This is a genomic window from Myceligenerans cantabricum, from assembly GCF_054777735.1.
In genome coordinates, this window is sequence record NZ_BAAHAJ010000014.1 from 144,226 (window position 1) to 170,926 (window position 26,701).

Here is a 26,701-nt window from a genome sequence, read left to right on the forward strand (position 1 = left end):
GGAGCGTGAGCTTTGAAGAGATGTGGCGCGCGCTCCTGCCCCTGGGCCGGTCCGCCCGCACCGGCGGGTACTTCCGGCAGCCGTTCCTGAGCGCGGAGCGCGAGGCGGCCGCCTGGTTCGAGGAGGCGGCACGGGTCAGGGGACTCGACGTGGAGTCGGACGGCTTCGGCAACACCATCGCCTGGTGGGATCCCGACGCCGGCGGCGCGCCGCCGGGCCCCCGCCGAAACGCCGTTCTCACCGGGTCGCACCTGGACTCCGTGCTGGACGGCGGCGCGTTCGACGGGCCGCTCGGCGTCGTCTCCGCCCTCGCCGCGATCGACGTGCTGCGGGACCGCGGAGTCGTGCCTCGCGTCCCGCTCGGCATCGGCGTCTTCGCCGAGGAGGAAGGTTCCCGGTTCGGACTCGCCTGCCTCGGGTCACGTCTCGCGACCGGGCTGACGAGCTGGACCCACGCGCGCGAGCTCCGCGACCGGGACGGGATCGCGCTCGCCGACGTCATCGCCGGGAGCGACGCCGGGAGCGACGGCGGGAGCCTGCTCGACGGCGTCTCCTGCTTCGTCGAGCTCCACTGCGAGCAGGGCCGCGACCTGGTGCTGCGCGACGACGAGCCGGTCGGTCTCGCGAGCGCCATCTGGCCGCACGGCCGCTACCGGTTCGACTTCTGCGGCCACGCCGACCATGCCGGCGCCACCCGCATGGCCGACCGGCGAGACCCGATGCTCACCTACGCCGCGACGTCGCTCGCGGCCGACACCGCAGCCCGCTCCCGCGACGGCGTCGGCGACGCGGTCCGGCGGGCGACGTTCGGACGCCTCGACGTGCGACCCAACGGCACCAACGCGATCCCGTCGCGGGTCAGCGCCTGGCTGGATGCACGCGCGTCGACCGGCGACGAGCTCGCGGAACTGCTCGCCGAGGTCGAGCACACCGCCCGCGCCCGGGCGGCCGACGACGGGACGACCCTCGAGGTGACCACAGAGTCCGTCTCGGGCGAGGTCGTCTTCGACCCGGCCCTCACGAGCCGCCTGGCCGGCGCGCTCGGCAGCGGGACGGCCGCGATCCCCGTCATCCCGACCGGAGCCGGGCACGACGCCGGGATCCTCCAGCAGGCCGGCATTCCGACCGCGATGCTGTTCGTGCGGAACGAGACCGGCGTCTCCCACTCGCCGGAGGAGTCGATCACCGTCGCCGACGCGCTCGTGGGCGTGCAGGCTCTGGCGGACACCCTCGCGAACCTGATCACGACCGCGCCCGCGACGGCCTCCCCCGAGGGAGCCACGCGATGAGCCTCCTCCTGACCAACATCGGCGAGCTGGTCACCAACGACCCGGTCCACGGTGCCCCCTCCTCCCCCCGAGAGGGTGGCCCGGCCGGGGAGAGCACCGCCTCGGCAGGGAGTGGTGCCGGACACCTGCTCGGGATCGTGCGGGAAGCCGCCGTGGTCGTCGACGACGACGGGCTCGTCGCGTGGACCGGGGCCGCGGCAGCCGCGCCCGCCGCGGACGAGGTGCGCGACCTCCGGGGGCGCGCCGTGATCCCCGGGTTCGTGGACTCGCACGCGCATCTCGTCTTCGCGGGTGACCGGGCCGCCGAGTTCGAGGCCCGCATGACCGGCGCTCCGTACACCGCGGGCGGGATCCGGACCACGGTGGAGGCCACGCGCGCGGCGCCGGACGAGGAGCTGCTGGCGAACGCCCGGCGTCTCGTCGCCGAGATGCACCGGCAGGGCACCACCACCGTCGAGATCAAGTCGGGGTACGGGCTCGGCGTCGATCAGGAGGCACGGGCGCTGCGGATCGCGCGCGAGGTCACGCCCGAGACGACGTTCCTCGGAGCGCACGTGGTGCCGCCGGACACCGACCCGGCCGAGTACGTCAACCTGGTCACCGGCGACATGCTTGACGCCTGCGCCCCGTACGCCCGCTGGGTCGACGTGTTCTGCGAGCGCGGAGCGTTCGGGGCGGACGCCGCGCGCACGATCCTGGGCGCGGGGACCGTCGCCGGCCTCCAGCCGCGGGTCCACGCGAACCAGCTCGGACACGGGCCGGGCATCGAGGTGGCGTGCGAGGTCGGCGCGGCCTCGGCGGACCACTGCACGTTCGCCTCCGACGACGACCTGCGGAACCTTGCGGACTCGGGCGTCGTCGCGACGCTGCTCCCGTCGATCGAGTTCTCGACCCGGCAGCCCTACCCCGACGCGCGCCGGTTCCTCAGGGCCGGCGTCACCGTCGCGATCGCCACCGACTGCAACCCGGGGTCGGGGTTCTCGTCGTCGATACCGTTCGCGCTGGCCCTGGCGGTACGGGAGATGCGGATGTCCCCCGCGGAGGCGTTGTGGGCGACGACGGCCGGTGGCGCTGCGGCGCTGCGGCGGGACGACGTCGGGTGGCTGGGCCCCGGGTCACGTGCGGACCTGGCGGTGCTGGACGCGCCGTCGTACCTCCACCTGGCGTACCGGCCGGGCGTGCCGCTGGTGACGGCGACGATGCTCGGCGGGGAGTGGACCTGAGACGCCCGGGACACCTGCGTCCGGTCAGTCCGGCCGGACCACCAGGCCCAGGGCCTCGATCAGCACGGTCGCCTGGTCCGGGGTGATGATCGCGCCGCCGAGCGTGGCGGTCCGCGGGTCCAGCGACGACAGGTCGCTGCCCACGAGGGTGGCATCCGCGAGGTCGGCCAGCTCCAGGTCCGCGCCGGACAGGTCGCAGCCCGTGAACACGGCGCCCCGAGCCTGGAGCTCACGCAGGTTCGCCTCGCGGAACCTGGTGCCCTCGAACCGTGCCGAGCGGACGTCAGCCCTGGTCAGATCGGCGAAAGACCAGTTGCCCCGGATCGCCTCGAGCAGGTCCAGCTTGGAGTTGCTGAACACCGAGCCCACCATCTTGCAGCGTTCGAACGTCACGTCGAAGAGGTTGCAGCGGTCGAAGACGCAGGCCGTGAACGCGCACTCGGTGAACGACGCCGCGTTGAACTTCACGCCCCGGAAGATGCACTCCTCGAACGTCGCGCCGACGCCGGACGCCTCGGTGAGATCGACGTCCACGAAGATGACGTCATTCCACCGCCCTCCGGAGAGGTCACGCGCGTACCAGTCCTCGCCGTCGACCCGGCCGACCGCCTCGATGTCACCCATGCCGGCGACCCTAACCGGGCTCTCCGACATCGAACCGCCACGATGCGCGCCAGCCGCTCAGGCCAGGAGCGTGCCGGAAGCGGACATGGTCGAGAAAGCATTCCGCCGACGCCCTCCACTCACGCCAGCAACGGGCGCACCTCCTTCCCCAGGAAGGCCACCAGGCCCTCCGGGTCCGGCTCGGACTCCAGGGGCTGGACGTTGATCGTGTCCGCGCCCAGGTCGGCGAACTTCCGCAGGCCGTCGGCGATCTCCGCGGCGGAGTCGCCCCAGACGCAGTACTCCTCCGGCTCGTCGGGCAGGTCCCAGGTGGGCAGCCAGTCCCGCACGCGCTGGGCGGAGTCGGGTCCGGTGGCCGCCGCCACGGAGATGACGATCTTGAAGTCGTCGGTGCGCCCGGCGTCGTCGTACGCCTGCTTCACCGTCTCGACGGCGGACCGCAGCCTGGTCAGGCCGTTGCCACCGTCCAGCGCGACACCGTCGGCCACCTCACCGACGAGCTTCAGCGTCTTGGGGCCGGTGGCCGCGCTGATCACCGGCGGGGTGGCGGCGGGCGGCCAGTCGAGAGCGACGTCGTCGAGCGTCACGTAACGCCCCGCGACGTTCAGCCGATCCCCCGCGAGCAGCCCTCGCAGGGCGGTGGCGTACTCGCGCAGCAGCGTGAGCGGCGACGACACGCGCGCCCCGACCTGCTCCATCCAGCTCTGCACCCCGTGCCCGACGCCGGGCTCCAGCCGCCCCGGGAACATCCCTTCCAGCGTGGCGATCTCCATCGCGGTCAGCGCCACGTTCCGCAGCGGCACCGGCAGCACGCCGAGCTGAACCCGGACGTTGGCCGTGCTGGCGAGGATCGCGCCCGCGGCGGCGATCCCGGTCTCCTTGAAGCAGTCCTCCCAGAGGCAGATCTCCGCCAGGCCGGCGTCGTCGGCGGCGCGGGCGATCGGAAGGTACTGCTGTGGCGAGAAGGTCGGTAGAAGTGCGCACCCGAGTGTGGTCATGCATCACAGGCTACGCAGGGTGACTGACAGCGATCCTGCGGTCGGCCGGGGGCGTGAAAGCGCTACCAACGGCACGGCACGTACCCTGCCCGGGGCGGTGCGGTGCGGCAATGAACCACCCCGGTCAGGGCGCGGTTCCGCTACTTCCGGACCCGCTTCGAGATCAATGCGACCAGTGCTGTCACGCCGACCGCGAGGCCGACGATGACGATCGCGATCACTCCGACCGCGATCAGGCCAGTGCTGTCAAGTGCAAACATCTGCAAGCCTCCTTTGGCTGAACGGCCGGACTCTAGCACCCCGACGATGCTCACAACGAGTGCCGGGAGACCCGTTACTCGGCGGTAAGTCGCCGTTTTCGCCCACTCGGTGGCGGCCTCAGGACACGGTCTACGCTCAACTCATGTCGGTCCTCCGCGAGCTCCGCGCGCTGCTCGCCCGCTCCGGGTTCCGGAAGCTGTTCGCGGTGCGGCTCGTGTCCCAGGCCGGCGACGGCATGTTCCAGGTCGGGCTCGCGAACCTGCTGTTCTTCTCGCCGGAGTCGCAAGGCAGCGCGCCCGCGATCGCCGGCGCGTTCGCGGTGATGCTCGCGCCGTTCACGCTGGTCGGGCCGTTCGCCGGCGTCTTCCTCGACCGCTGGCAGCGACGGCAGGTGCTCGTGGTCGGCAACGCGGTCCGCGTGGTGATCACGGCGGCCATGGCGGCCCTCATGCTGTCCGACGGCGTGTCCGGGTGGATCTATGTCCTCGGGCTCGCGGCGCTGAGCGTGAACCGGTTCCTGCTGGCAGGACTGTCGGCGGGGCTGCCGCTCGTCGTCGAGGACAAGAAGCTGCTGCTCACGGCGAACGCCCTGACACCGACCCTCGGCGCGGGAGCGGCGTTCCTCGGCGGGCTGGCCGCGTTCCTGGTGAGTCAGGTCGCAGCCCCTGGACGCCTCCAGGAGGCGACCGCCCTGACGTGCGCGGCGCTCGTGGTGGGGTGCGCGTCGCTGCTCGGGCTGCGGCTGCGGAGGGACGAGCTGGGCCCGGTCGCGCCGGCGGCCGGCCGGATGGGGCGCGAGGTCGTCATCGTCGCCCGCGGGCTCGTCGACGGCGCGCGCTACCTCGGCGCCCGGCGCACGCCCGGGCAGGCGCTGCTCGCCATGGCGACGCACCGGTTCTGCTACGGCGTGGTGTTCATCGCGTCGATCCTGATGGCCCGGAACCTGCTCTCCGACCCGGGTGACCCGGCCTCTGGACTGGCGGTGTTCGCGCAGGTGGTGGGGGCCACCGGGGTGGGAGGCGGCGTCGCGATCGTGGTGACGGCGTGGCTCGGGCGGCGGATGGCACCGCAGAGCTGGATCGCGACCATGCTGGTCGTGGCAGCGGCGTCGCAACTGCTGCTGGTTCCCGCCGAGCCCGGGCTGATCCTGATGCTGACGGCCGCCGCCCTGCTGGGGATGGCGGCGCAAGGCGCGAAGATCGCCGTCGACACGATCGTGCAACGGGACTCGACCGACGAGTTCCGCGGCCGGGCGTTCGCGTTCTTCGACGTGCTGTACAACGCGGCGTTCGTCGGGGCCGCGGCCCTGGCGGCCGCGGTGGTGCCCGACGTGGGCTGGTCGCCGGGGCCGTTCGCGGTGCTGACGGGGATCTACCTGCTGACAGGGCTGCTGGTGGGGCTGCGAGGCGCCCGCGAGGCGCGGGACGTGGGCGCGCGGGTCTGACCCTGCGGGTTGCCCGGCTGCGGCGCGCGGGCCTGACCCGGCCTCGCGAGCTCGACGGTGTCGCGGGTGCCCCGCAGCGCACCCGCGACCGCCGTCGGGCCCCCCGGTACCCCGGGGCCTACAGGTTGCGGTCCGCGTAGACGGTCAGCGCGTCGCGGACGAAGGCCGCGCGCTCGGTCCCGCCGTAGTTGGCCGCGAAGCGCTCGTCCGCGACGTACAGTTCCGCGAGCCCCACCAGGTACTCCTTGGCCGGCGCGCCCGTGCCGTGACCCGGGGTACCCGGGATGCCGGCGAGCCAGTCGGCGTGCTGGGCGGCGATGTCCTGCGCCTCGCTACCGGCGGGGTCGAGGCCGGCGGACGCGCCGTCGACCCACGCCTGCAGGAGCGCCGACAGCCGCGCCTTCCACTCCCGCTGCTCCTCCGTCCCGAGGGCGCGCCACCAGGCGTCGCTCTGCGAGTACGCCTCCTTGCCCCAGCGGCGCTCGACCTCCTCCTTGTGCTGGGTGTGATCGAACCCGTCGAACATGTCTTCCGCCATGATGCGGTCTCCCTTCTCTATCGCGTCGATGGTCCGGTCGAGGCTGGCCAGCCTGCGTTCGACCAGGTCCCGCTCCGCCCGTAGCTGCTCTCGGTGCGCGGTCAGCGCGCGGGCGGCGTCGGGCTCGGAGCGGAGGGCGTCGCCGATGTCGGCGAGCGCCATGCCCAGGTCGCGGAGCAGCAGGATGCGCTGCAACCGGACCAGGGCGTCCTGGTCGTACCGCCGTGCACCGCCAGGTGCGCGGCCCGCGGGCGCCAGCAGTCCGACCTGCTCGTAGTGCCGCAGGGTGCGGCTCGTGGTGCCCGCGATCCGGGCGATCTCCTGGATGGACCAGCTCATGACGGCGACTGTAGAGGTTGACGTAGCGTCAATTTCAAGTGGGACGTCGAGGACGCCGGTCCTCAGGCGTGCTCACACCAGGGCCCGCCCGGCGACCGCCGTCGTACCGTGAGCCCGTGGACAGCTCCCTCATCCTCCGGTCCGTCCTGCTCTTCCTCGTCGCCGCGGTGTTCGAGATCGGCGGCGCCTGGCTCGTCTGGCAAGGGCTGCGCGAACAGCGTGGCTGGCTGTGGGTGGGGTTCGGGGTGATCGCGCTCGGGCTGTACGGCGTGGTGGCGACGCTGCAGCCGGACGCGAACTTCGCGCGCATCCTGGCCGCGTACGGCGGGGTGTTCGTGGCCGGTTCGATCGCGTGGGGGATGGTGGCGGACGGCTACCGGCCGGACCGGTGGGACGTGGCGGGCGCGCTGATCTGCCTGGCAGGTATGGCAGTGATCGTGTACGCCCCCAGAAATGACGCATGACCTGCGGTGATGTTGGCCTCGGCTGTCTGCCGCGCGGTTGACACCACCACCCTGCCGCGCGAGGATCCGCGCGTGACCACCGACGCCTTCGTTGCGGCCAGTCTCGAACGCTTCCTCCGCGCGCAGGGCCGTGACGGCCTCGTCGAGTTCCTGGCGAACAACCCGCTGATGCACCTGAAGATGCACCAGTCGTACGAGGCCCTGGTGGACGACGCGCTCCACCCCGAGACGGTCCACTTCGGGCTCGACCGTCTCTCGACGCCGCACGCCCAGGTCCTCGAGGTGCTGCTCGACATGCGCCCGTACGCCACCCGGAGCGCCGTCGTCGAGCACCTCGGCAGGACGACGGACCCGGCCACGTCTCGCGAGCAGCTCTCCGATCAGGTCGCCGAGCTGCTCGACGACCTGATCGCGTACGCCTACGCGTGGCCCGTCGACGTCGCACAGTGGGACACGGACCCCGACGGCACGCTCCTCATCGTGAATCCCGGCTTCGACCCCTGCACCATCGGGTCGGTCGGCACCGGCGGGTTCGCGGTACGGCCGCCGGAGTTCACGGTGCCGGCCGAGACCCCCGTCGACGACGACGCCGCCGGTCGCGACCTCGGCGCTGCGGCGGACGCCGCGCTCGCGATCTGCCGGCACCTCGACCGCGAGCCGCACCCGCTGCGCGGCCCCGACACCGAACCGGACGAACGAGCCGCGGTGGTCCGGGCGGCCGGGGTCGACGTCCGGCTCGGCGAGCTCGTGTTCGGCGCGCTGCACGCCTGGGGCGAGGTCACCGTCGACGACTCGACGCGCCCGACACGCCTGTGCGCAAACCCCGACGGCCTGTGGACCCGCGTCTCGCGCACGGCGTTCGCGAAACACCTCGGAGCGCAGTGGTTCCGCGAGTACAACCTTCCGGAGATCCCGCTCCGAACCATCCTCGACTCGGTGCCGGACGGCAGCCGGATCCTCTCCCCCGACGCCCTGCGCAGCTTCTACGAGTGGGCACACCCCTTCGACGACGACGGCGACTCGTCCGCGATCCCGCTGTACCTGGAGATTGCCGAGGCGGTCGGCATGATGCAGAACGGAGCCGTGACGATGTACGGGCGCGCGATGATGCGCGACCGCCGGCTCGCAGGCGCCGCGGTGGCGAGCCTGCTGGGCGCCGACCCGGCGCCGCTGCTGCTCGGCGACGACCTGACGGCGACCGAGGTCGGCGAGGTCTCACCCGAGCTGGTCCGCCTCCTCGACCTCGCCGCCGACCGACGGCCGGAGCCCGGGCCCGTCGTGTGGCAGTTCTCGGCGGACTCGCTGGTGCGTGCGGCGGAACAGGACCTCACACCCGAGATGGTCCGGAAGTCGCTGGAGCAGGCGGTGCAGGACGAGATCCCGCTGGCGCTGGACGAGCTGATGAGCGCTGTTCAGAACGGGGAGCCGACCGATCCGGAGGCGGAGCTGGTGCTGTGGGAGTTCCAGATCTCACGGATCCTGGCGTCGTAGAGGACAGCCCGAGGACGCCGACGACACACCGCTCGGCAGCCATCCCGCTGAGCCTCGGCGGGTGAACCTCCTCTTCGAGATCGGCGGCTGGGTGGGATCCGCGCTTGTCGTCTGGTCGCTCATGCAGGCGCGCGTGCCGCGTTTCCGCTATCTCCTCCACGTGCTTCACGTCCACACCGACGACATCGCCGAGCACGCGCCGCAGTTCCGTGCCGAACCGAGCGCCGACGAGCGGCGTCGTGCCTTCCTCGTGCAGCGCAGCGACGAGACCGTGGGCGTGAGGGATGGCGTCGGGGGCGTCCTGCTGCCGCATCGCGAGCCCGACCTATGGCACAGCCGTCGTACGCCACCACCGAACCGGCCCCCTACTGCCCCACCCGTCCGTCGATCGCCTCCCGCAGCAGGTCTGCGTGCCCCAGGTGCCGGGCGTACTCCTCGATCATGTGGACCAGCACATCCCGCACGGGTAGCTGCTCGCCGCGGCGCGGCACCGTCGCGCCCAGGTCTTGCTCGGCAAGAGCGTCAAGCCACGCGTCGGCCGACGTTACACGGTCCCGCCACGTCGCCCATGCCTCCTCCACGACGGCCGGGTCGGCGACGGCGCCGTTGAAGTCCGCGTCGTCGTCCTCGGGGGTGTCGTAGATCTGTTCGACGTCGGGCTGCTGCCTCAGCACGCGCTCGAACCAGTGGTTCTCCACCTGCGCCATGTGCCGCACCAGCCCGAGCAGTGACATCGTCGACGGCGGCACCGAGCGCCGCGCCATCTGCTCCGCGTCGAGCCCTTCGCACTTCATCTCGAGCGTGAGGCGGTAGTGCCTGAGGTAGTGCGCCAAGGTCTCCCTCTCCCCCACGGGGCCGGCGAGCGCGTCGCGAGGGTCCTGGCCGCCGTCGACCCAGTTGTAGGGGTCGGAGCCCTGGGTCCAGCGTTCGGGAGTCGTCGTCATGGGGGCAGCCAACCGTGGCGCCCTGTCAGGAGCAAGCTGTTACACCTGCTGCTGATAGAGCAGCCCGTACCGGTCGATCCGCCAGAGCTGTGCCATGAGCAGGAGTACCGTCCCCGACACGAGCGGCCACAGGTCCAGCGCAACCAGCCCCCAGGCGATCAGCCCGAAGCTGCCAAGGCCCGCCGCGACCAGGATTCGGGTGATGACGAGATGCTCGGCGGGCACGTCGCCGGCGACGTGCTGCTGCTCCCCGTAGATGCCGCGCGACGCCCACGACGTCGGCCCCACCGGCCCGAACACCCGGACGTTCAGCCAGAACAGCCACACCGCCACGACCGCGACGCCCACCAGGCACCACCACCCGATCCATTCGCGGCTCCACACCGCGAGCTCGAGCGCGGGGATCGCGGCGAGCCGTGTCCACACGCTCCAGGGGTTGGCGTGGCGCTTCCAGGCGTCGTCGGTCATGCCGTGCGCGGCGGCGACGACGTCCTTCACACCCATGTCGGGCCTCCTCGAGAAGATCGGGTCTGCGTTCGTGCCCGACGGCGACAGCGAGCGCAGGAGCACCGCCGGGTGGCCGTCGTCGATGATCAGCCTACTCTGCATTCAGAGACTTCTGAACACTCTGCCAGAAGGTAGAGTGTGTGACGTGGAAGCACAGCACGACACGCTGCGGGATGCCGCGGAGAAGCTCGCCCTGACGCTCGCGGAGGGCGGCATGCAGAGGTCGACGGCACGGGTCCTCACCGCGTTGCTCTATACCGAACAAGACACGATGACCCCCGCAGACCTGCGGGAACAGCTGCAGATCAGCTCGGGTGGGGTGTCGGCGGCGGTGAAGCAGCTCCTGCCGACCGGGTTCATCGAGCGCGTGCCGGCGCCGGGTAGCCGGCGGGACCACTACCGGTTCCGCTCGGGCGCATGGGCCAGTCTGATGACGAAGCAGAACGCGATGCTCACCGTCATGACTGACGCGGCTGCGGAAGGCCTCGCCGCAGCACCGGAGGCATCGGCGACGGCGGACCGCCTCCACGAGATGCGCGACTTCTACACGTACATGTCCGAACAGATGACGCCGCTCGTGGAACGCTGGCGGACGGAGTACGAGGCACGGCGGAATGCTCGGACGTAGCTGATAGTGGAAGTCGTGCCACGGGGCGCCCGGCATGTGATGAGCTCAGTCACCTGACACGGGCCGGTCGGGCGGGCGCTGAGAACTCCGCGAGAGTTATCCACAGGCCGCCCGTGCGCCGAGACGGGGGTGCCGATAGCGTCTGAGAGCGTTGCATATCCGCAACGGTCCAGGTGGACGACGCACTCAGGGGGTTCCATGCGATCGATGGTCGAGCGCGGCCAGCCGGTAGCGCCGCATGCCGATGTCCGAACTCTGGTGTGCGGCGCCGTGGTCGCGGCAGCGTTCGCCACCCTCGCCGCCTGCGCCGGCGACACGGACGCAGCCCCCTCGCCGATGACGCCGCCCCCGGTCGCCTCCGAGTCCGCCACGACCGACGCGCCGGTGACCAAGCCGGAACGCCCAGCGGCGATGGACCGCAAGGGCCCGAAGGGCGCTGCGGCCGCGGCGGAGTACTTCATCGAGCTGTACCCGTACGTGATGGCGACAGGGGATACGGCCGAGTTCGAGTCGATGAGCCATGAGGCTTGTGGGTTTTGCTCGGATGCGCTCGAACAGGCAGAGTCGATCCGGGAGAATGGCGATCGGTGGATCGGTGGCGAAGTCAGCATGGATATCGCGCGGATCTACGACCGAGACGCGCTAACTGGAGTGCTCCCACTCGACGTCGAGATTGACCAAGCCGCCGGGAAGATCATCGACGTTGAAGGGGAGACACTTTTTGCGCAGGATCGTTCTGTCGACGTCTACCGCGCCGAAATGGGTTTCCGCAACGGCGCTTGGCAGGTTGTCGAGCTTGTCCTTCAAGGTGATGGCGAGTAATGCCTTCGCGATCAACGGCCACCGGCATCGCATTGATCACCGTCGCAGCCTGCTTGCTTTGGCCAACCAACCTTGCGGTTGCTAGCGACCGTGACTACACGTTCATCCGGGGCGGCGCCGCTGGCCAGGAGGTCAATGTCGAAGCGTTCCGAGACACCCCCACACAGCCCGCACCGCCTTCCAGCAGCGAAGACTCTCCTGCCAACAATCAACCCGCCGTCGCCCCACCGTCCACCCCGTCCTCACCGGGCCGCGGCGAACCCGTAGACCCGAACACCCGCCATTGGCGTGCCACGCCGGAGCTCTGCCAGTTCTCCGATCTGCCGTCCGCCGCGTCGGCGCTGCGTGCCGAGTGCGAGGACGACGGGCAGCGACGTCCCTACGAGGGCGCCGACTGCACCGGCGACCAGGAGGTTCAGAACGCTCTGTTCGAACAACGGCGGACAGGCGATGGGTGGACCGAGCCTGAAGTGGTGGAGGAGGAGTCGTGCGTCGACCCGGCGGGCCGGGCAGCAGCACAGCAGGCCCAGGGCCAGCAGCGCCGACAGGTCGATATCCCCGCCGCGGCCGCCCGCGCCTTCCGCAACATGGCCATCGAGCCGAGCGATCTCAAGGTGCAGCCGCCCAACGGCTGGACCCTCGTCAACCTCGACACCATCGCCTACGCCGAGGACGAGCCCCGCGTGCTCGACACCAGCCTGTTCGGCATCCCGGTCAGCATCCGCGCGGTCCCGGACACCTACACCTGGAGCTGGGGCGACGGCGCGGCGGACAAGGGCACCGATCCAGGCGCACCGTACCCGGACCACACGGTCGCGCACGCCTACGTCACTCCAGGTGAAGCAACCATCACGCTCACCACCACGTGGCGCGGGCAGTTCCGCCTCCCTGGCGACCCGGCGTGGCGTGATGTCCCGGGGCAGGCCACCACGGATTCGTCGTCTCCTCCGATCGAGATCCGCGAGGCCCGCACCCGCCTCGTCGAGGACCTGAGCTACTGACCACCTCTCGCGTCCACCGTGCGCGGCCACAGTGCTGGCATTCCGCACCCCCCATTAGCAACCAACGGTTGCAATCATCCAGCCCTCGGGATAGCCTCACTGCAACCACTAGTTGCAGGAGGTATTCATGAGCACCCAGGAACTCGGGACCATCGAACGCGAGCTCTACATCGAGGCCGCGCCCGAGACGGTCTTCGACGTGGTGAGCAGCCCGGAGCACCTCAAGGAGTGGTGGCCTGACGAGGCCCGCTACGATCCCATGCCGGGATCCACCGGGGAGATCGTCTTCGGGGACCCGGACGCGGACGGTGGAGTCGTCGCGTTCACGGTCCTCGAGGTGATCCCGCCTCGCACCTTCTCGTTCCGCTGGACGCACCCGGCTGCCGAGCTCGCGACGGAACGAAACTCGCTGCTTGTCACGTTCGCGCTGACGCCACGCGAGGGCGGCACCCTGCTGCGGATGACCGAGACCGGCTTCCGCGAGATGGGCTGGGAGATCGCGGTCCTCGAGGAGCAGTTCCAGGAGCACATCGAGGGCTGGGACTTCTTCCTCCCTCGCCTCACGCGGTACATCACGACACTGCAGACCCAGCCATGAGCTCCGCCCGGGGCTCTGGAACCTCCGCGCGGGTCGACGACGCGCTCTGGTCCGCGATCGGGGACCCGACGCGGCGCCAGATGCTCGATCTCCTCCTCGCCGACGGAGGTGGCAGCGCGACCTCGCTCGGCAACCAGCTGCCGATCACCCGCCAGGCCGTTGCCAAACACCTGGGCGTCCTCGACCGTGCCGGGCTGGTCCGGGCCACGACGGCCGGGCGGGAGAAGCGTTATCGCGTCGACGACGCCCAGCTCGCTCGCGCGGTGGCGCAGCTCTCCTCGGTCGGATCCGCATGGGACGCACGACTCCAGCGGATCAAGCAGATCGCCGAGGCCGTCGAACGCGCACCACAGGACAAGCAGCGGAACGAGGAGGACTGACGGAGGCGCACGGGCTCGGCACGGCGGCGTGCCGAGCCCGAGTCTTCCCAGTCCAGCGCATCGGGAACGATAGTGTTCCTTGGACATCCCCGTCCGTCGCTGGAGGTCCCTGTGGGAGCCATGCAGCCCGTGCACCTGCTCGTCCTTTTCGTGATCGCCGCCATGGGCGTGGCCGTCCTGGTGACCGTCGTCGTCCTGATCGCGCTGGCAGCCACCCGCAGTACGCGGCCGGCACCCTTGGTGCTCCCGCCATCGGCGCCGCAGCCCTCATCTACCACACTGACCGAACTCGCGGCCCTCCACGCGCAGGGCACGTTGACCGACGCGGAGCTCGCAGCAGCAAAGCGGAAACTGCTCGACGTGTAGTTCCAACAACCCACAGCCGTGCGAGGCTGGTCCGGTGACCTCGACCTTTACCGCAGACAACCCACAGGCCCGGCTCGACGAGCTCCCCTGGCCGTTCCGGACCGAGCGTCTCGTCCTGCGCCGCTGCACCGCCGACGACCTGGCATCCATGTGGAAGTACCGCAGCCTCCCGGAGCTCTCCCAGTGGACTTCGTGGCAACCTGCCGACGAACAGGATTGGCGCAGCTACCAGGGCGAACCCACCCGCATGGCCCGCACGCTCGTGTTCGAGCACGACGGCGCCATCGCCGGCGACCTCATGCTCCTGATCAAGGACGCCTGGGCACAACGCGAGGTGGCTGCCCGGGCTCACGGCGCCCAGGCGGAGCTCGGCTGGGCGATGGACCCGGAGTTCGGCGGCCGGGGCCTGGCGACCGAGGCCGTGCGCGAGCTGATCCGCATCTCCTTCGCCGAGCTCGGCCTGCACCGCGTCATCGCCAGTGCCTTCGCCGCGAACGAACGCACCTGGCGCCTCATGGAACGCGTCGGCATGCGTCGCGAGGTCTACGTGGTCAAGGAATCGCTGCACCGCGACCTCGGCTGGATGGACGGCATCGAGTACGCCATGCTCGCCGACGAGTGGAATGCCCGCGCGTGACCCGGTTCGGTGCCGTCGACGTCCACTACCTCCCTGACGGTGGAGCGCGAGCTGCCCTCATCGTGTGCCCGACGGCGGTCTTCAGCGAGGTGATCGAGGAACACACCGCCGAGGTGCGGGAAGTCGCGGAGTACCGACCCGGCAACTTCTACGAGCGCGAGCTGCCACCGTTGAGGTCGTTACTGTCCGGCTCCGGCGCCCGACCCCTCGACCTGCTCGTCGTGGACGGTTACGTCACCCTCGACCCCGACGGGCGGCCCGGGCTCGGCGCGCACGTGCACACCGAAGGACTCGCTCCGGTGGTGATCGGAGTAGCGAAGACCCGGTTTCGTGCCGCCACCCATGCGATCGACGTCGTCCGCGGTACTACATCGAAGCGCCCGCTGTTCGTCACCGCCGCAGGAATGGCTCTCGATCACGCCGCCGACCTGGTGGGGCAGATGGCCGGCTCCGCCCGCTACCCGGATGCACTGCGAAAGGTCGACCGTCTGGCACGGTCGGGCTGACCGATCAGAGCACCCCGGGAAGAAGCTCGCTCAGGAACGGACCGTCGTAGGCAGCGCGCCAGGCGAAGAACGCCGGAATTGCCACCGCGAACGACGCAAAGCCGAACCAGTCCGACGGCGCCACGCCCTCCCGGTTCTGCCGGTGATCATGGCACCGCTGCATCACCCCGACAGCGGTTCGGCGACAGCGCAGGACTTCTCCGTTCCGTGCCTTCTTCCGATTCGGCGCCCCGCACTGCGTCGTCGCTGCCAGGCCCATCGCGACCGGGCCCACGACGATCAACGCGAACCAAGCGAGTGGTGACATCTCGGATTGAGCCCCCTGTTACGTGATCTGACCAATTCTGACTGCGATTACGTCTGTGCGCCGAGAAGCGCTAGGTTGTTCGAGTAGCCCACGGCCTCGGCATTCCCCCTTGCTTCCGAGGCTGTGGGCTACTTGCGGCAGAAATCGCGCGCGGTGCGGCGCCGTCGGCCGGTAGTCGGACGATCTGACCGACCGCCCTCACGCACTCCTCGACACGACCTCCGCACTTCAGTCGAGGATCGCCTGGGTCTCGCCGATGCGGATCTGGCTTTCGTTGCTCTGCGGCGGGACCTCGACGGTGCCGGTCTGGTTGCCGCCTTGCCACGTCACGGTCCAGTAGGCGGTCGCCGTGAGCGTGAGATTGCCCGGGTGGGCGTTGAAGTCCGGCGGGAAACCGCAGGTCGGGCTAGGGAGCTTCGAGTCGCGGCCGTCGTACGGGGTGCCACCCGCGTCCGCACCCGAGCAAGTTACCGTCGCAAGGTCCTGACCAGCGCGACTGATGGTCCAGACCGTGCGGTCGAGGGTGCCGGTCGCGCTGACCGAGAGCCCGCCGTCCGCAGCCCACCGAGTGATCGGACCAGTCGTGTTCTCGGCACGGTTCACCACCCAGAGCCAGATCGGCAGACCGAGCTGCCCCATGGCGTTCCCGTTCGACGACGTCGGCGGGGGTGTGCTGCCAAGGATGCCCATGTCGAGGTTCATCTGCGCCACAGCGCGGCGAGCGAGTTCTTCGGGTGACACCTGCGGGGCGTCGGGCGGTCCGGGGGCCCACTCATAGGTCGCCTCATTGCAGTTGTTCCCATTCACTGCACAGGCATATGGGGTGCACTCCACGATGACACCGTCATCGTTGCCGTCCCAGATGGGCTCGCTCTTAGGCGGCTGGTCAGGTGCCACGCGTACGTAGCAGGTCCCGTCCCACGAGCCGAAGTCTGTGGTGCAGTCAATGGTACGTCCTTGGAAGGTGCAGGTGCGGTCTCCGCCACTGTCGCCTCCACCATTTCCACCTCCACCCCCACCAGACGGTGGGTCCTCCTCACAAACTAATTTCACGGTTCCATCGGGCAGAGGCACCTCAGTGCAATTTGCAGGAGGGTCTGCCACAGCTGAAGGCGCTGCGCCGCCAACGAGGAGGGCAGTTACGAAGACGACCGAAAGAGCCCGCCTCAACATGTTCGCTCCTGGTCAGGCGACTCGGCGATGAACGCCCACTCGTTACTCTTGCCCTGGTTCCGCATTTCGTAGGTGAACATATAGCGGGTAGGAGCCGACGCGTCGCGCGGGATCAACTTGTCGCGACGATCGAAAGTCTGAACCTCACTGAAATCGAGACATGCATCTAACGTGATCTCTTCGAAGCCGGCTGTCGCCGGGGTGTAGTTGGAGGCCTTTACCGACACCAGCTCGGCTGCACCCTTGGTATAGACCCCTTGCTCGCGGAAATCGTCGTAGACCTGACCTGCGGCAACGCGCGTCGCTCGCGTACCCCAGAAGTTTTGGAGTCGGTTTTCCCACTTCTCATACCCGTTGTTCGCCACGCTCGCAGTAGTCGCGTAGTACTCCTCGAGACGCGCCTTCGCGTCCGCGATGTTCTTGGCCTTGATCTGCGCCGGCGTAGTCGGCTTCGGCGTACCGGCAGGCTTCTCCTCGCTCGTGTCCGCCGTCGTCGGCGAGTCGGAGACCGAGGGTTCCGGGGAGGCGGACTCCCCCGGGCCGGCGCCGAGGGCGCCTTGGACCCATCGGCCGTCTCCCGGGCCGTAGGCGAGCACGAGGCCCACCGCGACCAGCGCGAGCACGCCAGCTGCCGCCGCGCCGACGCGCAACGGGGTACTCAAGCTGTTCGGCATCCTGGGGCCTCCGGCAGGGATCGGGCGGCTTGTCGGTCGTTCTAGATCTAGTGTCCGTGCCCTGTGCAAATGCGCCACACGGGCACCCCGTACAGGGTCCAGTAGAAGACCGATGCCAGGCAAGGGCGGAGGCGTGATACTTCACAACATCTCGCCAAGAGCGGACAGACCAGGCGTGCACACCCAGCAGCATCAAACGACAGTTTTCCACAGCCAACGTTGCAGATCGGCACCCAAGATGCGACCGGGCTAGATTGCTATGACGATTGCTGCATGACGATGACGACCACCCGTCCTGTCGGCGTGGAGCCCGCCGGCTACGCCGAGTTCTACGAGTCCCTCCGCACCCGTCTGCGCGAGAGTCGGCTGCGCGCCGCTCGCGCCGCGAACGTCGAGCTGCTGCTGGTCTACTGGCGCACCGGACACGACCTCGCCCAGCTCGACGGGAGGAGCGGCTGGGGTACCAAGACGGCGGAACGCATCTCCGAGGACATCCACCGCGACTTCACGGCCAAGGGATGGACCTCGGACGATGTGCTGCGCATGCGGCGGTTCGCCGATGCCTGGCCGGACTCCGACACGATCCTGCGGGGGTCCGTCGGCCTGCTCCCCTGGGAACACATCACGGTGCTGCTCGATCGACTCGAGACCCGCGAGGACCGCGACCGCTACGCGGCCAAGGCGGTCAAGCACAACTGGTCCGCGAAGACGCTCGCGCACGCGATCGAGGCGGAGCCCCGCGGGCGGCTGACGGAGAGCATCGTGGCCCGGCGGACCGACGTCGGCCTGGGGCTCCAGGCGTGACCGGGCTGCCGATCCGACACGCCCGCCGGCGGGACGGCAACGGCACGAGCCCGGAGCCGGCCGGGTACGACGAGTTCTCCACCGACCTCCAACGCCGTGTCAGCGAGAGTCGTCACCGGGCCGCGCAGCACGTCAGCGCCGAGATGATCCGGCTCTCCTGGCAGACGGGACGCGAGATCCTCGCCCGGCAGCAGCGGCACGGCTGGGACGACGCGACCGTGGACCGCGCGGGCGCGCTCGTGCGCCGGGAGCTGAGGCCCTTGGAGAGCCTCGACGTCGCGCTGACCGGCCGCCCCGCCGAGGGACGTCGGCCGAGGGACGGACTGCGCGTCGCGGAAGCCCTCGAAGACCTCGAGGCGCTGAGCACTGCGTACCTGGACATACCGCGGTCGGAACGGTCGGCACAGTACTGCGCCGACGGATTCCACACCTACGACCTGTGCGTCCGGGAACTCCTGGGGGCGCTGAGGGAGGAGACACCGTAGGTCGGCGTGAGCACCACCACCGCCACCGTCGGCGTAGCGGATGCTCTTCCCCGCTCGTCGTGCTTGAGTCGTACCGCGCACTCCCCCCGTACCCGGCCGCGCCCGACCGCGGCTACCGACTCATGGGAGCGAACCTTGCCCAGTCCGAGCAACCTTGTGCCCGCCCGCGCCCGGCGCCTGACCGCCGTGCTCGTCAGCATCTTCCTCGCGGTGGCAGGAACTGTCGTCGTGGCGACGCTCCCGGCGACGGCCGGGCCGACGGCCGAGCTCCAGTCCGTGAGCGTGCACCAGAACCGCACGATCAGCATCGTCGGTTCGGGGTTCACCCCGGGCGGCGAGGTCACGTGGGACCTCCACGACCCGGACGGGAATGCCGTGTCGAGCCAGACGGCCCGCACCGACGACGACGGCAAGGTGTACCGCCAGGTCACTCCGACCACGAACATGGTCACCGGCTCCTATGCGCTGAAGATCACCGATGGCGCGACGGGCGCCTCCGCGAACGTCGCGCTCCAGATACTTCCGGCGGCAGACGCTCCGCCGCTCTCGGCGTCGCTCAGGACGGAACCGAACGCGGACGGTACGACGACGATCCACGTCTCCGGGCTGCCCCGCAACCAGGCGGCGGAGTTCGCGCTGGCGCGCGAGGGAGTGTCCGGCCTCTCCCGCATCACCCCGTTCGACGTCGCCGACGACGGCACTGCGAGCCTGTCGATCGACTCCCGTGACCTGGGCGAGGGCACCTGGGTCGCTCTCCTCGACGCGGGCAGGGGCTGGTTCACCGACGGCACGACCTTGGCGCCACCGCCGTCCGGCCCGTACGTGTACTTCCAGAACGGGAACGCAGAGCTGCACCAGGACCGCATCACCGGGATCTCGGCCTACAACCTGGGCGATCACCGCAGGGTCACCTGGAAGGTGTATGGCCCTGACGGGACCGAGGAAGGCAGCTGGAAGGGCACCCCGTCCGACGGAACCGACGCCCAGTGGCTCGCCGCGACGTCGTCGATGGAACCCGGTACGCACACCGTCGAGGTGCTGGCGCAGAACGTCCTCGGGACGAACACCATCGCGTCGGCGACGTTCGACGTGCTGCCCGCGGCCGACGCACCGTCACACCAGTACGACGTCCAGGTGAGCAGCGACGAGATCGAGGCCGGCGACCCCCTGCCGGTGGCGGTCACCGGCGGCGGCGTGGAGGCCGGCCTGATCCCGGTTAACGCGATCACCGACAGCTCCGTATCCACGGACCTGGGCGAGCCGGATCAGATCGGGAGGCGAACGGCCGTCCTCCGAACGGATGCGCTGCCGCCCGAGTTCGAGCGCTTCTACGTCGCCGTCCACGACGGCGACTCCTGGCACCTCACCGGGACGGAGATCTCCGTCGGCGCTTCGGGGCTGCGCGCCGCGCCGCGCGCCCCGACCGCGTCAGATCTGTCCGGCCAGCCCTGATACCGACGCGACATGCAGCTTCTTCGTGCGCCACTTGCTGCCGTCGTACTTCGACGCGCCGCTCTCGAACAGCAGGTAGACCTTCCCCTGGTAGACGGTCATCCCTTCGGCCATCGGCGGCGCCTGGAAGCAACGGGACCGCGCCTGCGTCTTGAGCAGCACCTGGCGCCGCGCCCACGAGGTGTCCCGGGAGAGCCGGCCGTCGGTGCCGAAGTCGTAGCGTCACATCCAGTCGCGTGAGGACGAGTTGGACTTCCCCGCGTGCAGCTCGCCGTTGTGGACGGACATGAAGCTCGCGGCGTAGCCGAGGCTCCGCAACGTGCTGTAGCAAGTCACGTACGGCATGTGCCGCCGTTCCAGTCGTGCCACGTCGCCACCGGCGGCGGCAGGGCTGCCCAGAGCGTGCCACGGGGTCGCCCGCCCGGAGGAGGTCCCCGCGGCGCCGGCGCGCCGGACGGCTCGGTCCGGTACCGCCCGGCGCCGCCGGGGTCAGCGCTTCCTGCCGGCCGCGTCGATCTCGCTGATGAGCTCTTCCGTCTCCGGTTCCGGGTCCATGTCGAGCTGTTCGAGGTGGTCGCGGAGGCGATCGATGAGGCGGCCCGCGGCGTCCATGCGGCCGCTCGCGTACTCCGTGCGGATGGAGTTGCGCCAGGAACGCTCGTCCGCTGGGTCGGCGATCCGCCCGACCCGCGACGCGGCGCGCGCGATGCTCAGATCGCCCTCGGACAGACCGCGGCGCGACACTTCGTGCGCCACGTCGACCACGCCGGCGGCCATCTCCTGCATCAGCACCTCGGCCCACACGTACTTGCGTGGGGGCGTGTCCTGGAACGGCACCCCCCGCACGAGCTCGAGCGCGCGGCGCAGGTCGTCCAGCGACGTCGTCGTCAGGTCCGGGCCGACCAGGTCGCAGAACAGGTCCCAGTCCGTCGTGACGCCGCGCAGCCGGTATCCGGCCTTCTCCTGGTCGACCTGCGATCCGTCGTCAGTGGACCAGTAGCGCGGCAGGTACTCGAAGCCGTAGGCGTCGGTGCCGAGCCAGCGCCGCGCACGCGACACGGCACTCCGCCGGGTCGCGAGGTTCGGGTCCCGCGACGGCCACAGCGCCCGCGAGATGTCCGACCCGCGGGCCCCGGGATTGAACGCCAGGTAGGCGACGAGCTCCATCGCCTGCCGCTGATGACTGGCGGGAAGGTCCGTCCCGGCGCACCCCGCCAGCTCGACGGACCCGAGCACCCGGACGACCGGCGTGCGCGCAGGATGCGGCTCCACCGGAACCTCGAGCGCCTCGTGGACGACGGCGGCCGTGGTGCCCGCCGCGCCGGAGGGGTCGGTCGTGCCGTCACTCGCACCGTCGGTCGCGTCCTCGTCGGGGGCCGCCACCCAGGGGTTGGGGCCGTCGCCGTCCCACCCGGGGCCGCTGCCGCCGGGCCCCGGGCCCGGACTGGCGGGTACACCCGGTGATGCCGGGCTCGTCACCGGCTCGGCAGCCAGGTCGACCGACGCGCCCGTCGAGCCCGACGCGGGGCGGATGTCCGCGGTTCCGCCGACGCCCGCGCCGACCTCGACCGCAACCTTCTCGCCCACCGGTGCCTCCACGACATCCCCTGTGACTTCCGTGTCCGTGTCCGTACTGGTACTGGCGATCTCGTCGAAGTCCGGAAGGATCTCCGGCTGGACCAGCTCCGGCTCCTCCGGAGAAAGGTTCCGGGCCCACGCCGGCCCTGCGACCGGCTCCGGATCGCCCAGCAGATCGAGCGCCTGGAGGTAGGTCGCGGCGTCGAGCTGCTGCGGGCGAACGGCGATGTACGCGGGCACGAGCACACCACGCGCCTTGTCCCCGCCCGTGAGCTCACCGGTCAGGTCGAGCATCCATTCGCCGATCTCCGAGCACGACGTCACCGCCGCGATCCCGACGCCCGGTACCCGCTCGACGAGGCCCTCGAGCCGAGTGCGCTCGGCGGTGCCCAGCGACTCCCCGACCAGGAGGATCTCCGGGGTCCAGGCGTCCATGGCGAGCCCCCGGCCGCGGGCGTCGGACAGGTCGGCGGCGCCCACCTGCACGAGGGTGCGGTTCACGTCAGCCGCCCGGGCCTCCAGCTCACGCACGATCCCCGCGACCGACGGGACGTGGCGGATGCGTCCGGTGTCGACGACGCCGGTCAGGTCGCTGAGCGCACCGACCACCGTGACCTGCAGGTCGTCCGCCCACAGCGACGTCGCGAGCTCGACCGCGAGCGCGGCCAGCGTGGCCTGGGCGGCGTCGTCGGAACCCCGGATGTCGAGGCAGCCGATGTTCTCGAGGTCGACCATGAGGTGCGCGTTCTCGTCGTCGTGCCCGAGCGTGACGAGCGACGGGTAGGGCGACTCCATGAGGTCAGGGGTCGCCTTGTCGCTGGCCACGGCCGGGTTCTCGCCGGCGGGGAGCTGCCAGACGTAGCGGTCCGTGGTGCTGACCCAGGGAGCCGGGAGCTCGGCGGCACGGTCGAGGTAGAGCTCGATGAACTCGCCGGACTTCAGGCGGGCGACGCGGACGCCGGGCAGCGGAAGGCCGCGTTCGCGGTGCCAGCCGGCGAGGGTGCGCAGGGCGACGTCGACCTGCTCGCGGCCGAGCCGGTCGGAGACGGCGCGCAGGTCTGTCTCGAGCTCGGCCGACGGGGTGCCGGCCGTCGGCATCCCGATCCGCTCGCCCGGCTTGCGGCTGCGGCGCGCGCGGGCGCGGCGCCCGGCGAGCAGGGTGAGGATCCCGGCGGCGAGGAGGCCGCCGACGCCCGCGGCGGTGCGCACGTCGAAGGCTTCGAGGATCTCGTCGGAGAGGCTGGCGTCGACGATCGCGGCGCTGACGGCGGGATCGGGATCGGTGGCCGTGAACCCTGGAGGAGCTGGAGGAGCCGCCTCCTCGGGCGCGGCGACGCTGTCGCCCGCGTCGGCGGGAGATTCCGCGATGTCGGGGGCGGGCTCGGCGCCGGCCTCCAGGGTGGGCTGGCCGGTCAGGTCGTCCGGTGTGACCTCCTGGTACGCGGGAGCGTCAGAGGTCGCGTCCTGGGCACCGGCCGCTTCCCCCGGAGCGTCGGGGCTGCCCCGGCCCTCCCCGGGTGCGTCCTCGGCGTCCCGTTCGGTGCTGCTGTCGACGGCGCCGCCGGGCGGGACGGCGGCAGCGGCCGTCTCGTCGTCGGATGGGGTCTCGGCCGCTGCCCCGACAGGTGCCTCGTCGGCCGGGGCCGCCTCTCTCACAGGCTGGTCGTCGGAAGAGGCGCCCTCGCCGATCGGCTCCTCGACGCCGGGGGCGGGCTCGTCGATCTCGGGGGTCTGAGTGTCCGACTCGTCGACCTCGTCGAGCGGCGGCGCGTCGACGTCGGGGGTGCGCTCGGGCTCGGGCTCGGGTTCGCGGTCAGGCTCGGTCGTGTCGTCCGGGGCGCCGGTGCCGTTGGACGTCTCGTTCGCCGTGCCGACGGACTCCTTCTCGCCACGCTGCACGCCACGGGGGACCGGGTCTGCCTCTTCCTCGGCAGCGCTGCCGTCGGCGGCGGATCCGTCGGCCGGGACCTCGGCGGACGGGCTGTCCTCCTCGACGACGCGCTCGCCCTCGACCGGCTCCTCGGCCTCGTCGCCCGCCGACGCGGAGCCCTCTGAGGCAGCATCGTCCTCGCTGGTGTCACCGTCGTCGTCGGACACGCTCCCCTCGGCAGCGGAGGCACCACCATCGGCGGCGTCCGTCGCGGGGTCCTCGCCGGCCGCGTCGCTCTCGCCCGACTGGTTGGGTGCGTCGGTGCCGGCCGCCGAGTCGTCGGTCTCCGGCGCAGGCTCGACGTCGGAGACCGTCTTCTCCGCCTCGCCCTGCCGCGGAACGGTGACTCGCCAGCCCGGGTGGATCAGGTCGGGGTCGGTGATCCGGCGTCCGTCGGGCTGTGTCGTCGAGCGTGACGCCTCGTACAGCTCCGGGTACTTCGTCCCGTCCCCGAGCTCGGCCTCAGCGATCCCCCACAGGGTGTCGCCGCTCTCCACGGTCACGTCGTGCTCGGAGCCCGCCGCGGTGTCGGAGGCCTGCTCCGCCTCGCCGGCGGCCCGTTGCACGCCCGGCCCGCCGGCGTCGCCGGGCAGTGTCAGGATCCACCCGGGCCGCACCCAGTGCGAGCCGTCGAGCGCGTGGCCGTCGGCCTGCTCCGCCCCGTAGTTGAGGTGGGCCACCTCCTTGAACCGGGTGCCGTCGCCCAGCGTCTCCTGGGCGATCCGCCACAAGGAGTCACCCGGCCGCACCGTGTAGGTCTTCGTGTTCGCGTCCGACGACGCCGCGCGCGCACTCGCCGCCTTCGTCTCGGCCCGCGTCTTGGTGGCCTTCGGCGCCGACGCCACCTGTCCCACCGGCGCCGGTCCTGCGCGAAGGTCGGAGCCGGCCGCGACCGCACGCCCGTCCACCGGGCCGCCGCTCGGTCCGTCGGCGTCCGGCGAGGCCGTGTCGCCCGGTGCGGACTCGAGGACGTCGGCAGCGACCGCGTCCGGGGACTGGCCGTCGACCGGGTCCACCACCTGGGAGCTCGCGACCGCCTGCCCCGCGCCCGGTGTGCTGAGCACCATCGCCACGACCGCGCCGACCAGCACGGCGGCGAGGCGCTGCTGCAGGCCGAGCCCGCGCAGGTGCGGCGCCCGCACCCCGCGGGCCGCGGCGACGAGCTCGACCAGGACCGCGATCGCGAACGTGGCCCAGGCCAGCCAGCCCACCACCGTCACCAGGCTGAGCAGCACGTCGCCGCTCACGTCCGGCGAGGACATCACGGAGACGAGCTTCGCCCACGACAGGTCGCCGTCGAGCAGCGGCACCCCGAAGACCCACAGGCCGATCGGGATACCGACCACGAGCACCACGAGCACGATCGCGGAGAACAGCCCGCGGATCACGCGCCCGGCGACACTGCGGGCGCCGGGCGCGGGACCCTCGTCCGAGGCGGAACCGGGCGTCTGGGACGCTGTTGCCGCTGCCTTGCGTTCAGTCGTGGTGCTCATCAGGATCCCTCCTGTGTGATACCGCGCACGGCTCTGGCTTCCGCGGATCCCTCCGCGGACAGTGAGCGGATGCCGATCAGGGCAAGGAACTTCGTGTCATAGGTGACGGTGGTGCTGACACCGATGGACGCGTTCTGTACGTAGTCGACGCGGCCCGTGACGCCGGCCGCGCTGAGGTGGTTCTGGGCGGCGGCCGCGGCCGCGGTCGCGTCGAGCCTGGGCGGACGGCCGTACTGCGCCTCGGAGATGTCCTGCTCCTGCGCGCCGGCACGCGCGGCCTGCTCCGCCGTGTACTGGGCGTGATCGGCTGCCTGGAGCCGACCACCGCCGTCGACGACGAGCCCGATGGCGATGATCAGTGCGGGCAGCAACCCGGCCACGAGGATGTTGACCTCGCCGCGCTCACCCCGCCCCGCACTCCGTCGCCTGCACGAAACGGGCCGGGTCCGGACGTCCGGGCCCACCCCGTACCGCGCACTCGACCCGGGCAGCGTTCGACGCATGTCAGCCTCTTCCCCGGTAGGCGTCCAGGACCGACGTGCCTGTCGCGTGCATCTCGCGGGCGCCCGGCGCGCCGGGAAGGCCCAGGTCCGACAGCGGCACGATGCACGACACGTCGACGCGCACCTCACCCACGGTCCCGAGGGGCAGGGCGAAGGCATCGAGGACGGGCACGACCGTCGTCGTCGAGCAGGACACACCCGAGTTGTCCAGGGTGCTGAGCGCGGTCTGCGACGCCGACGTGTGCGCGGCAGCGACGGTCCGGCTGATCGACGCCGACCGCGCCGCCTCGTTCGCCGCCGACTGCACGGCGCCCTGCGCCAGGACCATCCGGCCCGCCATGAGCAGCAGCATCGCGATGAGCAGCACCATCGGGAAGATCACGGCGGTGTTGATCGCGATGTTGCCCTGTTCTCCGGAGCCGCCGGGCTGAGCGCTCATGGGCCCACCGCCGGGGTGAAGCGCTCGATCGGACCGGTGGCCGTCTGCGCGACGCGCAGCCCGCGGAACCCCGGCACCAGCGACGGCGCCAGGCCCTCGACGGTCGCCGTCGCGACCTCCTCGCCCCGTTGCACCACGACGTCGACGGAGGCGAACACGTCCCGGCCCCGGTTCAGCCGCGCGGAGGCCTCGACGTACCCGTCCGCCTCGGTGGCGTTCTCGAGCCGCGCGGCCTGCACGGCCCCGTTCGCCACGGAGCGCGCCACGTTCTGCGCGTGGAAGTAGATCGCGCCCTGCACCATGCCGAAGATCAGCAGGAGCACCACCGGATACGTGATCACCGTCTGGATCGAAGCAGCACCACGTTCCCCAGCCGCGACCGACCGGGTCGACGCGTGGTGGGGTATCAGTCCGGACGTGCGTCCATCGGTCACGGACCACCCTCCTCCAGCCGCGCCATGTAGCGCTCGACGAGCCCCTGGATCGCGATGCCGAGACCGACGGCGATCCCGAGGCCCACGACGGAGAGCACGACGACCTCGATCGACTCGAGGCCGGCGTCGTCGGGGAGGCCCTGGCGGCGGGCCGCGACGCGGCTGCGCAGCTCCGCGCTGCGCTCCGACAGGCGCGCGGCGGCGCGGCCCGTCAGTCCGCGCGCCTCGGTTGCGCGCAGGTGTGCCCGGACGACGACGCCCGACGCCGTTGCGCCGACCCGTCGGCCGGACTGGTGCTGTTCAGTGGACATGGCAGCTCCTGGGGTGCTCTCGAAATCAACAAATGGGCAAGATCGGGTTCGTGTGACA

31 protein-coding genes are annotated in these 26,701 nt (G+C 70.9%); 16 read left to right on the plus strand and 15 right to left on the minus strand.

Annotation, left to right across the window (positions count from 1 at the left end; translation table 11 throughout):
- Positions 1 to 5 precede the first annotated feature (5 nt).
- Positions 6 to 1,289, plus strand: coding sequence for an allantoate amidohydrolase (locus ACYU96_RS19430; protein WP_460757392.1), 1,284 nt, complete (start codon positions 6 to 8; stop codon positions 1,287 to 1,289).
- Positions 1,286 to 2,512, plus strand: a complete 1,227-nt coding sequence (hutI, locus tag ACYU96_RS19435) for an imidazolonepropionase (protein ID WP_460757394.1) — start codon at positions 1,286 to 1,288, stop codon at positions 2,510 to 2,512. The genes ACYU96_RS19430 and hutI overlap by 4 nt, the downstream gene beginning before the upstream one ends.
- 24 nt (positions 2,513 to 2,536) lie before the next feature.
- Here hutI and ACYU96_RS19440 read toward each other — a convergent pair whose 3' ends face one another.
- Together ACYU96_RS19440 and ACYU96_RS19445 are read right to left on the minus strand one after the other, a co-directional pair.
- A complete protein-coding gene (locus ACYU96_RS19440; protein WP_460757397.1) occupies positions 2,537 to 3,136 on the minus strand; it encodes a pentapeptide repeat-containing protein in 600 nt (199 codons plus the stop codon).
- Positions 3,137 to 3,255: 119 nt separating this feature from the next.
- The gene (locus tag ACYU96_RS19445; protein WP_460757400.1) at positions 3,256 to 4,134 is read right to left on the minus strand and encodes an LLM class flavin-dependent oxidoreductase; all 879 of its coding nucleotides are present in this window, start codon (positions 4,132 to 4,134) and stop codon (positions 3,256 to 3,258) included.
- A 403-nt stretch (positions 4,135 to 4,537) separates the two neighbouring features.
- On the opposite strand from ACYU96_RS19445, the gene ACYU96_RS19450 reads away from it, so the two are divergent.
- The gene (locus tag ACYU96_RS19450) at positions 4,538 to 5,839 is read left to right on the plus strand and encodes an MFS transporter (protein WP_460757402.1); all 1,302 of its coding nucleotides are present in this window, start codon (positions 4,538 to 4,540) and stop codon (positions 5,837 to 5,839) included.
- Positions 5,840 to 5,957: 118 nt separating this feature from the next.
- Here the strand turns inward: ACYU96_RS19450 and ACYU96_RS19455 are convergent, their stop codons facing one another.
- Complete coding sequence (locus ACYU96_RS19455) at positions 5,958 to 6,716, minus strand: MerR family transcriptional regulator (RefSeq protein WP_460757405.1); 759 nt, start codon at positions 6,714 to 6,716, stop codon at positions 5,958 to 5,960.
- 116 nt (positions 6,717 to 6,832) lie between these two features.
- Between ACYU96_RS19455 and ACYU96_RS19460 the strand changes: the two genes are divergently transcribed.
- On the plus strand, positions 6,833 to 7,180 hold the full coding sequence (locus ACYU96_RS19460; RefSeq protein WP_460757408.1) for a YnfA family protein: 348 nt from the start codon (positions 6,833 to 6,835) through the stop codon (positions 7,178 to 7,180).
- A gap of 72 nt (positions 7,181 to 7,252) precedes the next feature.
- Positions 7,253 to 8,671, plus strand: a complete 1,419-nt coding sequence (locus ACYU96_RS19465) for a hypothetical protein (RefSeq protein WP_460757410.1) — start codon at positions 7,253 to 7,255, stop codon at positions 8,669 to 8,671.
- 365 nt (positions 8,672 to 9,036) lie between these two features.
- Here the strand turns inward: ACYU96_RS19465 and ACYU96_RS19470 are convergent, their stop codons facing one another.
- Both ACYU96_RS19470 and ACYU96_RS19475 read right to left on the minus strand, forming a co-directional pair.
- Positions 9,037 to 9,615 (minus strand): DinB family protein, encoded by a 579-nt coding sequence (locus ACYU96_RS19470; RefSeq protein ID WP_460757413.1) that lies wholly within the window; start codon positions 9,613 to 9,615, stop codon positions 9,037 to 9,039.
- A 39-nt stretch (positions 9,616 to 9,654) separates the two neighbouring features.
- Positions 9,655 to 10,224: a DUF6653 family protein gene (locus tag ACYU96_RS19475; protein ID WP_460757415.1), complete on the minus strand. Its 570-nt coding sequence runs from the start codon at positions 10,222 to 10,224 to the stop codon at positions 9,655 to 9,657.
- A 43-nt stretch (positions 10,225 to 10,267) separates the two neighbouring features.
- Between ACYU96_RS19475 and ACYU96_RS19480 the strand changes: the two genes are divergently transcribed.
- The 8 genes from ACYU96_RS19480 to ACYU96_RS19515 all read left to right on the plus strand — a co-directional run bounded on the left by ACYU96_RS19480 (position 10,268) and on the right by ACYU96_RS19515 (position 15,060).
- Positions 10,268 to 10,750: a GbsR/MarR family transcriptional regulator gene (locus ACYU96_RS19480; protein WP_460757418.1), complete on the plus strand. Its 483-nt coding sequence runs from the start codon at positions 10,268 to 10,270 to the stop codon at positions 10,748 to 10,750.
- Between the two features lie 207 nt (positions 10,751 to 10,957).
- The gene (locus ACYU96_RS19485) at positions 10,958 to 11,572 is read left to right on the plus strand and encodes a DUF6318 family protein (protein ID WP_460757420.1); all 615 of its coding nucleotides are present in this window, start codon (positions 10,958 to 10,960) and stop codon (positions 11,570 to 11,572) included.
- Positions 11,572 to 12,573: a PKD domain-containing protein gene (locus ACYU96_RS19490; protein WP_460757423.1), complete on the plus strand. Its 1,002-nt coding sequence runs from the start codon at positions 11,572 to 11,574 to the stop codon at positions 12,571 to 12,573. The genes ACYU96_RS19485 and ACYU96_RS19490 overlap by 1 nt, the downstream gene beginning before the upstream one ends.
- Before the next feature lie 127 nt (positions 12,574 to 12,700).
- Positions 12,701 to 13,171, plus strand: coding sequence for an SRPBCC family protein (locus ACYU96_RS19495; RefSeq protein ID WP_460757425.1), 471 nt, complete (start codon positions 12,701 to 12,703; stop codon positions 13,169 to 13,171).
- A complete protein-coding gene (locus ACYU96_RS19500; protein WP_460757428.1) occupies positions 13,168 to 13,551 on the plus strand; it encodes an ArsR/SmtB family transcription factor in 384 nt (127 codons plus the stop codon). The genes ACYU96_RS19495 and ACYU96_RS19500 overlap by 4 nt, the downstream gene beginning before the upstream one ends.
- 111 nt (positions 13,552 to 13,662) lie before the next feature.
- Positions 13,663 to 13,917, plus strand: coding sequence for an SHOCT domain-containing protein (locus tag ACYU96_RS19505; protein WP_460757432.1), 255 nt, complete (start codon positions 13,663 to 13,665; stop codon positions 13,915 to 13,917).
- Between the two features lie 34 nt (positions 13,918 to 13,951).
- Complete coding sequence (locus ACYU96_RS19510) at positions 13,952 to 14,554, plus strand: GNAT family N-acetyltransferase (RefSeq protein WP_460757434.1); 603 nt, start codon at positions 13,952 to 13,954, stop codon at positions 14,552 to 14,554.
- Complete coding sequence (locus ACYU96_RS19515) at positions 14,551 to 15,060, plus strand: endonuclease V (protein WP_460757436.1); 510 nt, start codon at positions 14,551 to 14,553, stop codon at positions 15,058 to 15,060. Before ACYU96_RS19510 ends, ACYU96_RS19515 begins: the two co-directional genes overlap by 4 nt.
- A 4-nt stretch (positions 15,061 to 15,064) precedes the next feature.
- Here ACYU96_RS19515 and ACYU96_RS19520 read toward each other — a convergent pair whose 3' ends face one another.
- From ACYU96_RS19520 to ACYU96_RS19530, 3 genes are all read right to left on the minus strand, one after another.
- Positions 15,065 to 15,367: a hypothetical protein gene (locus ACYU96_RS19520; protein ID WP_460757438.1), complete on the minus strand. Its 303-nt coding sequence runs from the start codon at positions 15,365 to 15,367 to the stop codon at positions 15,065 to 15,067.
- Positions 15,368 to 15,595: 228 nt separating this feature from the next.
- The gene (locus tag ACYU96_RS19525; RefSeq protein ID WP_460757441.1) at positions 15,596 to 16,078 is read right to left on the minus strand and encodes a hypothetical protein; all 483 of its coding nucleotides are present in this window, start codon (positions 16,076 to 16,078) and stop codon (positions 15,596 to 15,598) included.
- A gap of 455 nt (positions 16,079 to 16,533) precedes the next feature.
- The gene (locus tag ACYU96_RS19530) at positions 16,534 to 17,214 is read right to left on the minus strand and encodes a hypothetical protein (RefSeq protein ID WP_460757443.1); all 681 of its coding nucleotides are present in this window, start codon (positions 17,212 to 17,214) and stop codon (positions 16,534 to 16,536) included.
- A gap of 273 nt (positions 17,215 to 17,487) precedes the next feature.
- Between ACYU96_RS19530 and ACYU96_RS19535 the strand changes: the two genes are divergently transcribed.
- From ACYU96_RS19535 to ACYU96_RS19545, 3 genes are all read left to right on the plus strand, one after another.
- Positions 17,488 to 18,018, plus strand: coding sequence for a DUF1016 N-terminal domain-containing protein (locus ACYU96_RS19535; protein WP_460757446.1), 531 nt, complete (start codon positions 17,488 to 17,490; stop codon positions 18,016 to 18,018).
- On the plus strand, positions 18,015 to 18,503 hold the full coding sequence (locus tag ACYU96_RS19540) for a hypothetical protein (protein ID WP_460757449.1): 489 nt from the start codon (positions 18,015 to 18,017) through the stop codon (positions 18,501 to 18,503). The genes ACYU96_RS19535 and ACYU96_RS19540 overlap by 4 nt, the downstream gene beginning before the upstream one ends.
- Before the next feature lie 135 nt (positions 18,504 to 18,638).
- On the plus strand, positions 18,639 to 19,955 hold the full coding sequence (locus tag ACYU96_RS19545; RefSeq protein ID WP_460757451.1) for a hypothetical protein: 1,317 nt from the start codon (positions 18,639 to 18,641) through the stop codon (positions 19,953 to 19,955).
- Here the strand turns inward: ACYU96_RS19545 and ACYU96_RS19550 are convergent.
- The 7 genes from ACYU96_RS19550 to ACYU96_RS19580 all read right to left on the minus strand — a co-directional run bounded on the left by ACYU96_RS19550 (position 19,932) and on the right by ACYU96_RS19580 (position 26,643).
- Positions 19,932 to 20,069 (minus strand): hypothetical protein, encoded by a 138-nt coding sequence (locus tag ACYU96_RS19550; RefSeq protein ID WP_460757454.1) that lies wholly within the window; start codon positions 20,067 to 20,069, stop codon positions 19,932 to 19,934. The two genes, ACYU96_RS19545 and ACYU96_RS19550, sit on opposite strands and share 24 nt — an antisense overlap.
- Positions 20,070 to 20,177: 108 nt before the next feature.
- Positions 20,178 to 20,300 (minus strand): hypothetical protein, encoded by a 123-nt coding sequence (locus ACYU96_RS19555; RefSeq protein WP_460757457.1) that lies wholly within the window; start codon positions 20,298 to 20,300, stop codon positions 20,178 to 20,180.
- Between the two features lie 144 nt (positions 20,301 to 20,444).
- Entirely contained in the window at positions 20,445 to 24,956 is a 4,512-nt protein-coding gene (locus tag ACYU96_RS19560) for a LysM peptidoglycan-binding domain-containing protein (protein ID WP_460757459.1), read from the minus strand.
- Positions 24,956 to 25,459, minus strand: a complete 504-nt coding sequence (locus ACYU96_RS19565) for a TadE/TadG family type IV pilus assembly protein (RefSeq protein WP_460757461.1) — start codon at positions 25,457 to 25,459, stop codon at positions 24,956 to 24,958. The genes ACYU96_RS19560 and ACYU96_RS19565 overlap by 1 nt, the downstream gene beginning before the upstream one ends.
- Before the next feature lies 1 nt (position 25,460).
- The gene (locus tag ACYU96_RS19570; RefSeq protein WP_460757464.1) at positions 25,461 to 25,898 is read right to left on the minus strand and encodes a TadE/TadG family type IV pilus assembly protein; all 438 of its coding nucleotides are present in this window, start codon (positions 25,896 to 25,898) and stop codon (positions 25,461 to 25,463) included.
- Positions 25,895 to 26,332: a TadE family protein gene (locus tag ACYU96_RS19575; protein ID WP_460757467.1), complete on the minus strand. Its 438-nt coding sequence runs from the start codon at positions 26,330 to 26,332 to the stop codon at positions 25,895 to 25,897. Before ACYU96_RS19575 ends, ACYU96_RS19570 begins: the two co-directional genes overlap by 4 nt.
- Positions 26,329 to 26,643, minus strand: coding sequence for a hypothetical protein (locus ACYU96_RS19580; protein WP_460757469.1), 315 nt, complete (start codon positions 26,641 to 26,643; stop codon positions 26,329 to 26,331). Before ACYU96_RS19580 ends, ACYU96_RS19575 begins: the two co-directional genes overlap by 4 nt.
- Positions 26,644 to 26,701 lie beyond the last annotated feature (58 nt).

Coding starts and splice junctions, on each gene's coding strand:
- hutI (WP_460757394.1), top strand. CDS start 1,286: ATGAGCCTCCTCCTGACCAACATCGGCGAGCTGGTCACCAACGACCCG.
- ACYU96_RS19440 (WP_460757397.1), bottom strand. CDS start 3,136: ATGGGTGACATCGAGGCGGTCGGCCGGGTCGACGGCGAGGACTGGTAC.
- ACYU96_RS19445 (WP_460757400.1), bottom strand. CDS start 4,134: ATGACCACACTCGGGTGCGCACTTCTACCGACCTTCTCGCCACAGCAG.
- ACYU96_RS19450 (WP_460757402.1), top strand. CDS start 4,538: ATGTCGGTCCTCCGCGAGCTCCGCGCGCTGCTCGCCCGCTCCGGGTTC.
- ACYU96_RS19455 (WP_460757405.1), bottom strand. CDS start 6,716: ATGAGCTGGTCCATCCAGGAGATCGCCCGGATCGCGGGCACCACGAGC.
- ACYU96_RS19470 (WP_460757413.1), bottom strand. CDS start 9,615: ATGACGACGACTCCCGAACGCTGGACCCAGGGCTCCGACCCCTACAAC.
- ACYU96_RS19475 (WP_460757415.1), bottom strand. CDS start 10,224: ATGCAGAGTAGGCTGATCATCGACGACGGCCACCCGGCGGTGCTCCTG.
- ACYU96_RS19485 (WP_460757420.1), top strand. CDS start 10,958: ATGGTCGAGCGCGGCCAGCCGGTAGCGCCGCATGCCGATGTCCGAACT.
- ACYU96_RS19490 (WP_460757423.1), top strand. CDS start 11,572: ATGCCTTCGCGATCAACGGCCACCGGCATCGCATTGATCACCGTCGCA.
- ACYU96_RS19495 (WP_460757425.1), top strand. CDS start 12,701: ATGAGCACCCAGGAACTCGGGACCATCGAACGCGAGCTCTACATCGAG.
- ACYU96_RS19500 (WP_460757428.1), top strand. CDS start 13,168: ATGAGCTCCGCCCGGGGCTCTGGAACCTCCGCGCGGGTCGACGACGCG.
- ACYU96_RS19520 (WP_460757438.1), bottom strand. CDS start 15,367: ATGTCACCACTCGCTTGGTTCGCGTTGATCGTCGTGGGCCCGGTCGCG.
- ACYU96_RS19530 (WP_460757443.1), bottom strand. CDS start 17,214: ATGCCGAACAGCTTGAGTACCCCGTTGCGCGTCGGCGCGGCGGCAGCT.
- ACYU96_RS19535 (WP_460757446.1), top strand. CDS start 17,488: ATGACGATGACGACCACCCGTCCTGTCGGCGTGGAGCCCGCCGGCTAC.
- ACYU96_RS19550 (WP_460757454.1), bottom strand. CDS start 20,069: ATGGCCGAAGGGATGACCGTCTACCAGGGGAAGGTCTACCTGCTGTTC.
- ACYU96_RS19555 (WP_460757457.1), bottom strand. CDS start 20,300: ATGCCGTACGTGACTTGCTACAGCACGTTGCGGAGCCTCGGCTACGCC.
- ACYU96_RS19560 (WP_460757459.1), bottom strand. CDS start 24,956: ATGAGCACCACGACTGAACGCAAGGCAGCGGCAACAGCGTCCCAGACG.
- ACYU96_RS19565 (WP_460757461.1), bottom strand. CDS start 25,459: ATGCGTCGAACGCTGCCCGGGTCGAGTGCGCGGTACGGGGTGGGCCCG.
- ACYU96_RS19570 (WP_460757464.1), bottom strand. CDS start 25,898: ATGAGCGCTCAGCCCGGCGGCTCCGGAGAACAGGGCAACATCGCGATC.
- ACYU96_RS19580 (WP_460757469.1), bottom strand. CDS start 26,643: ATGTCCACTGAACAGCACCAGTCCGGCCGACGGGTCGGCGCAACGGCG.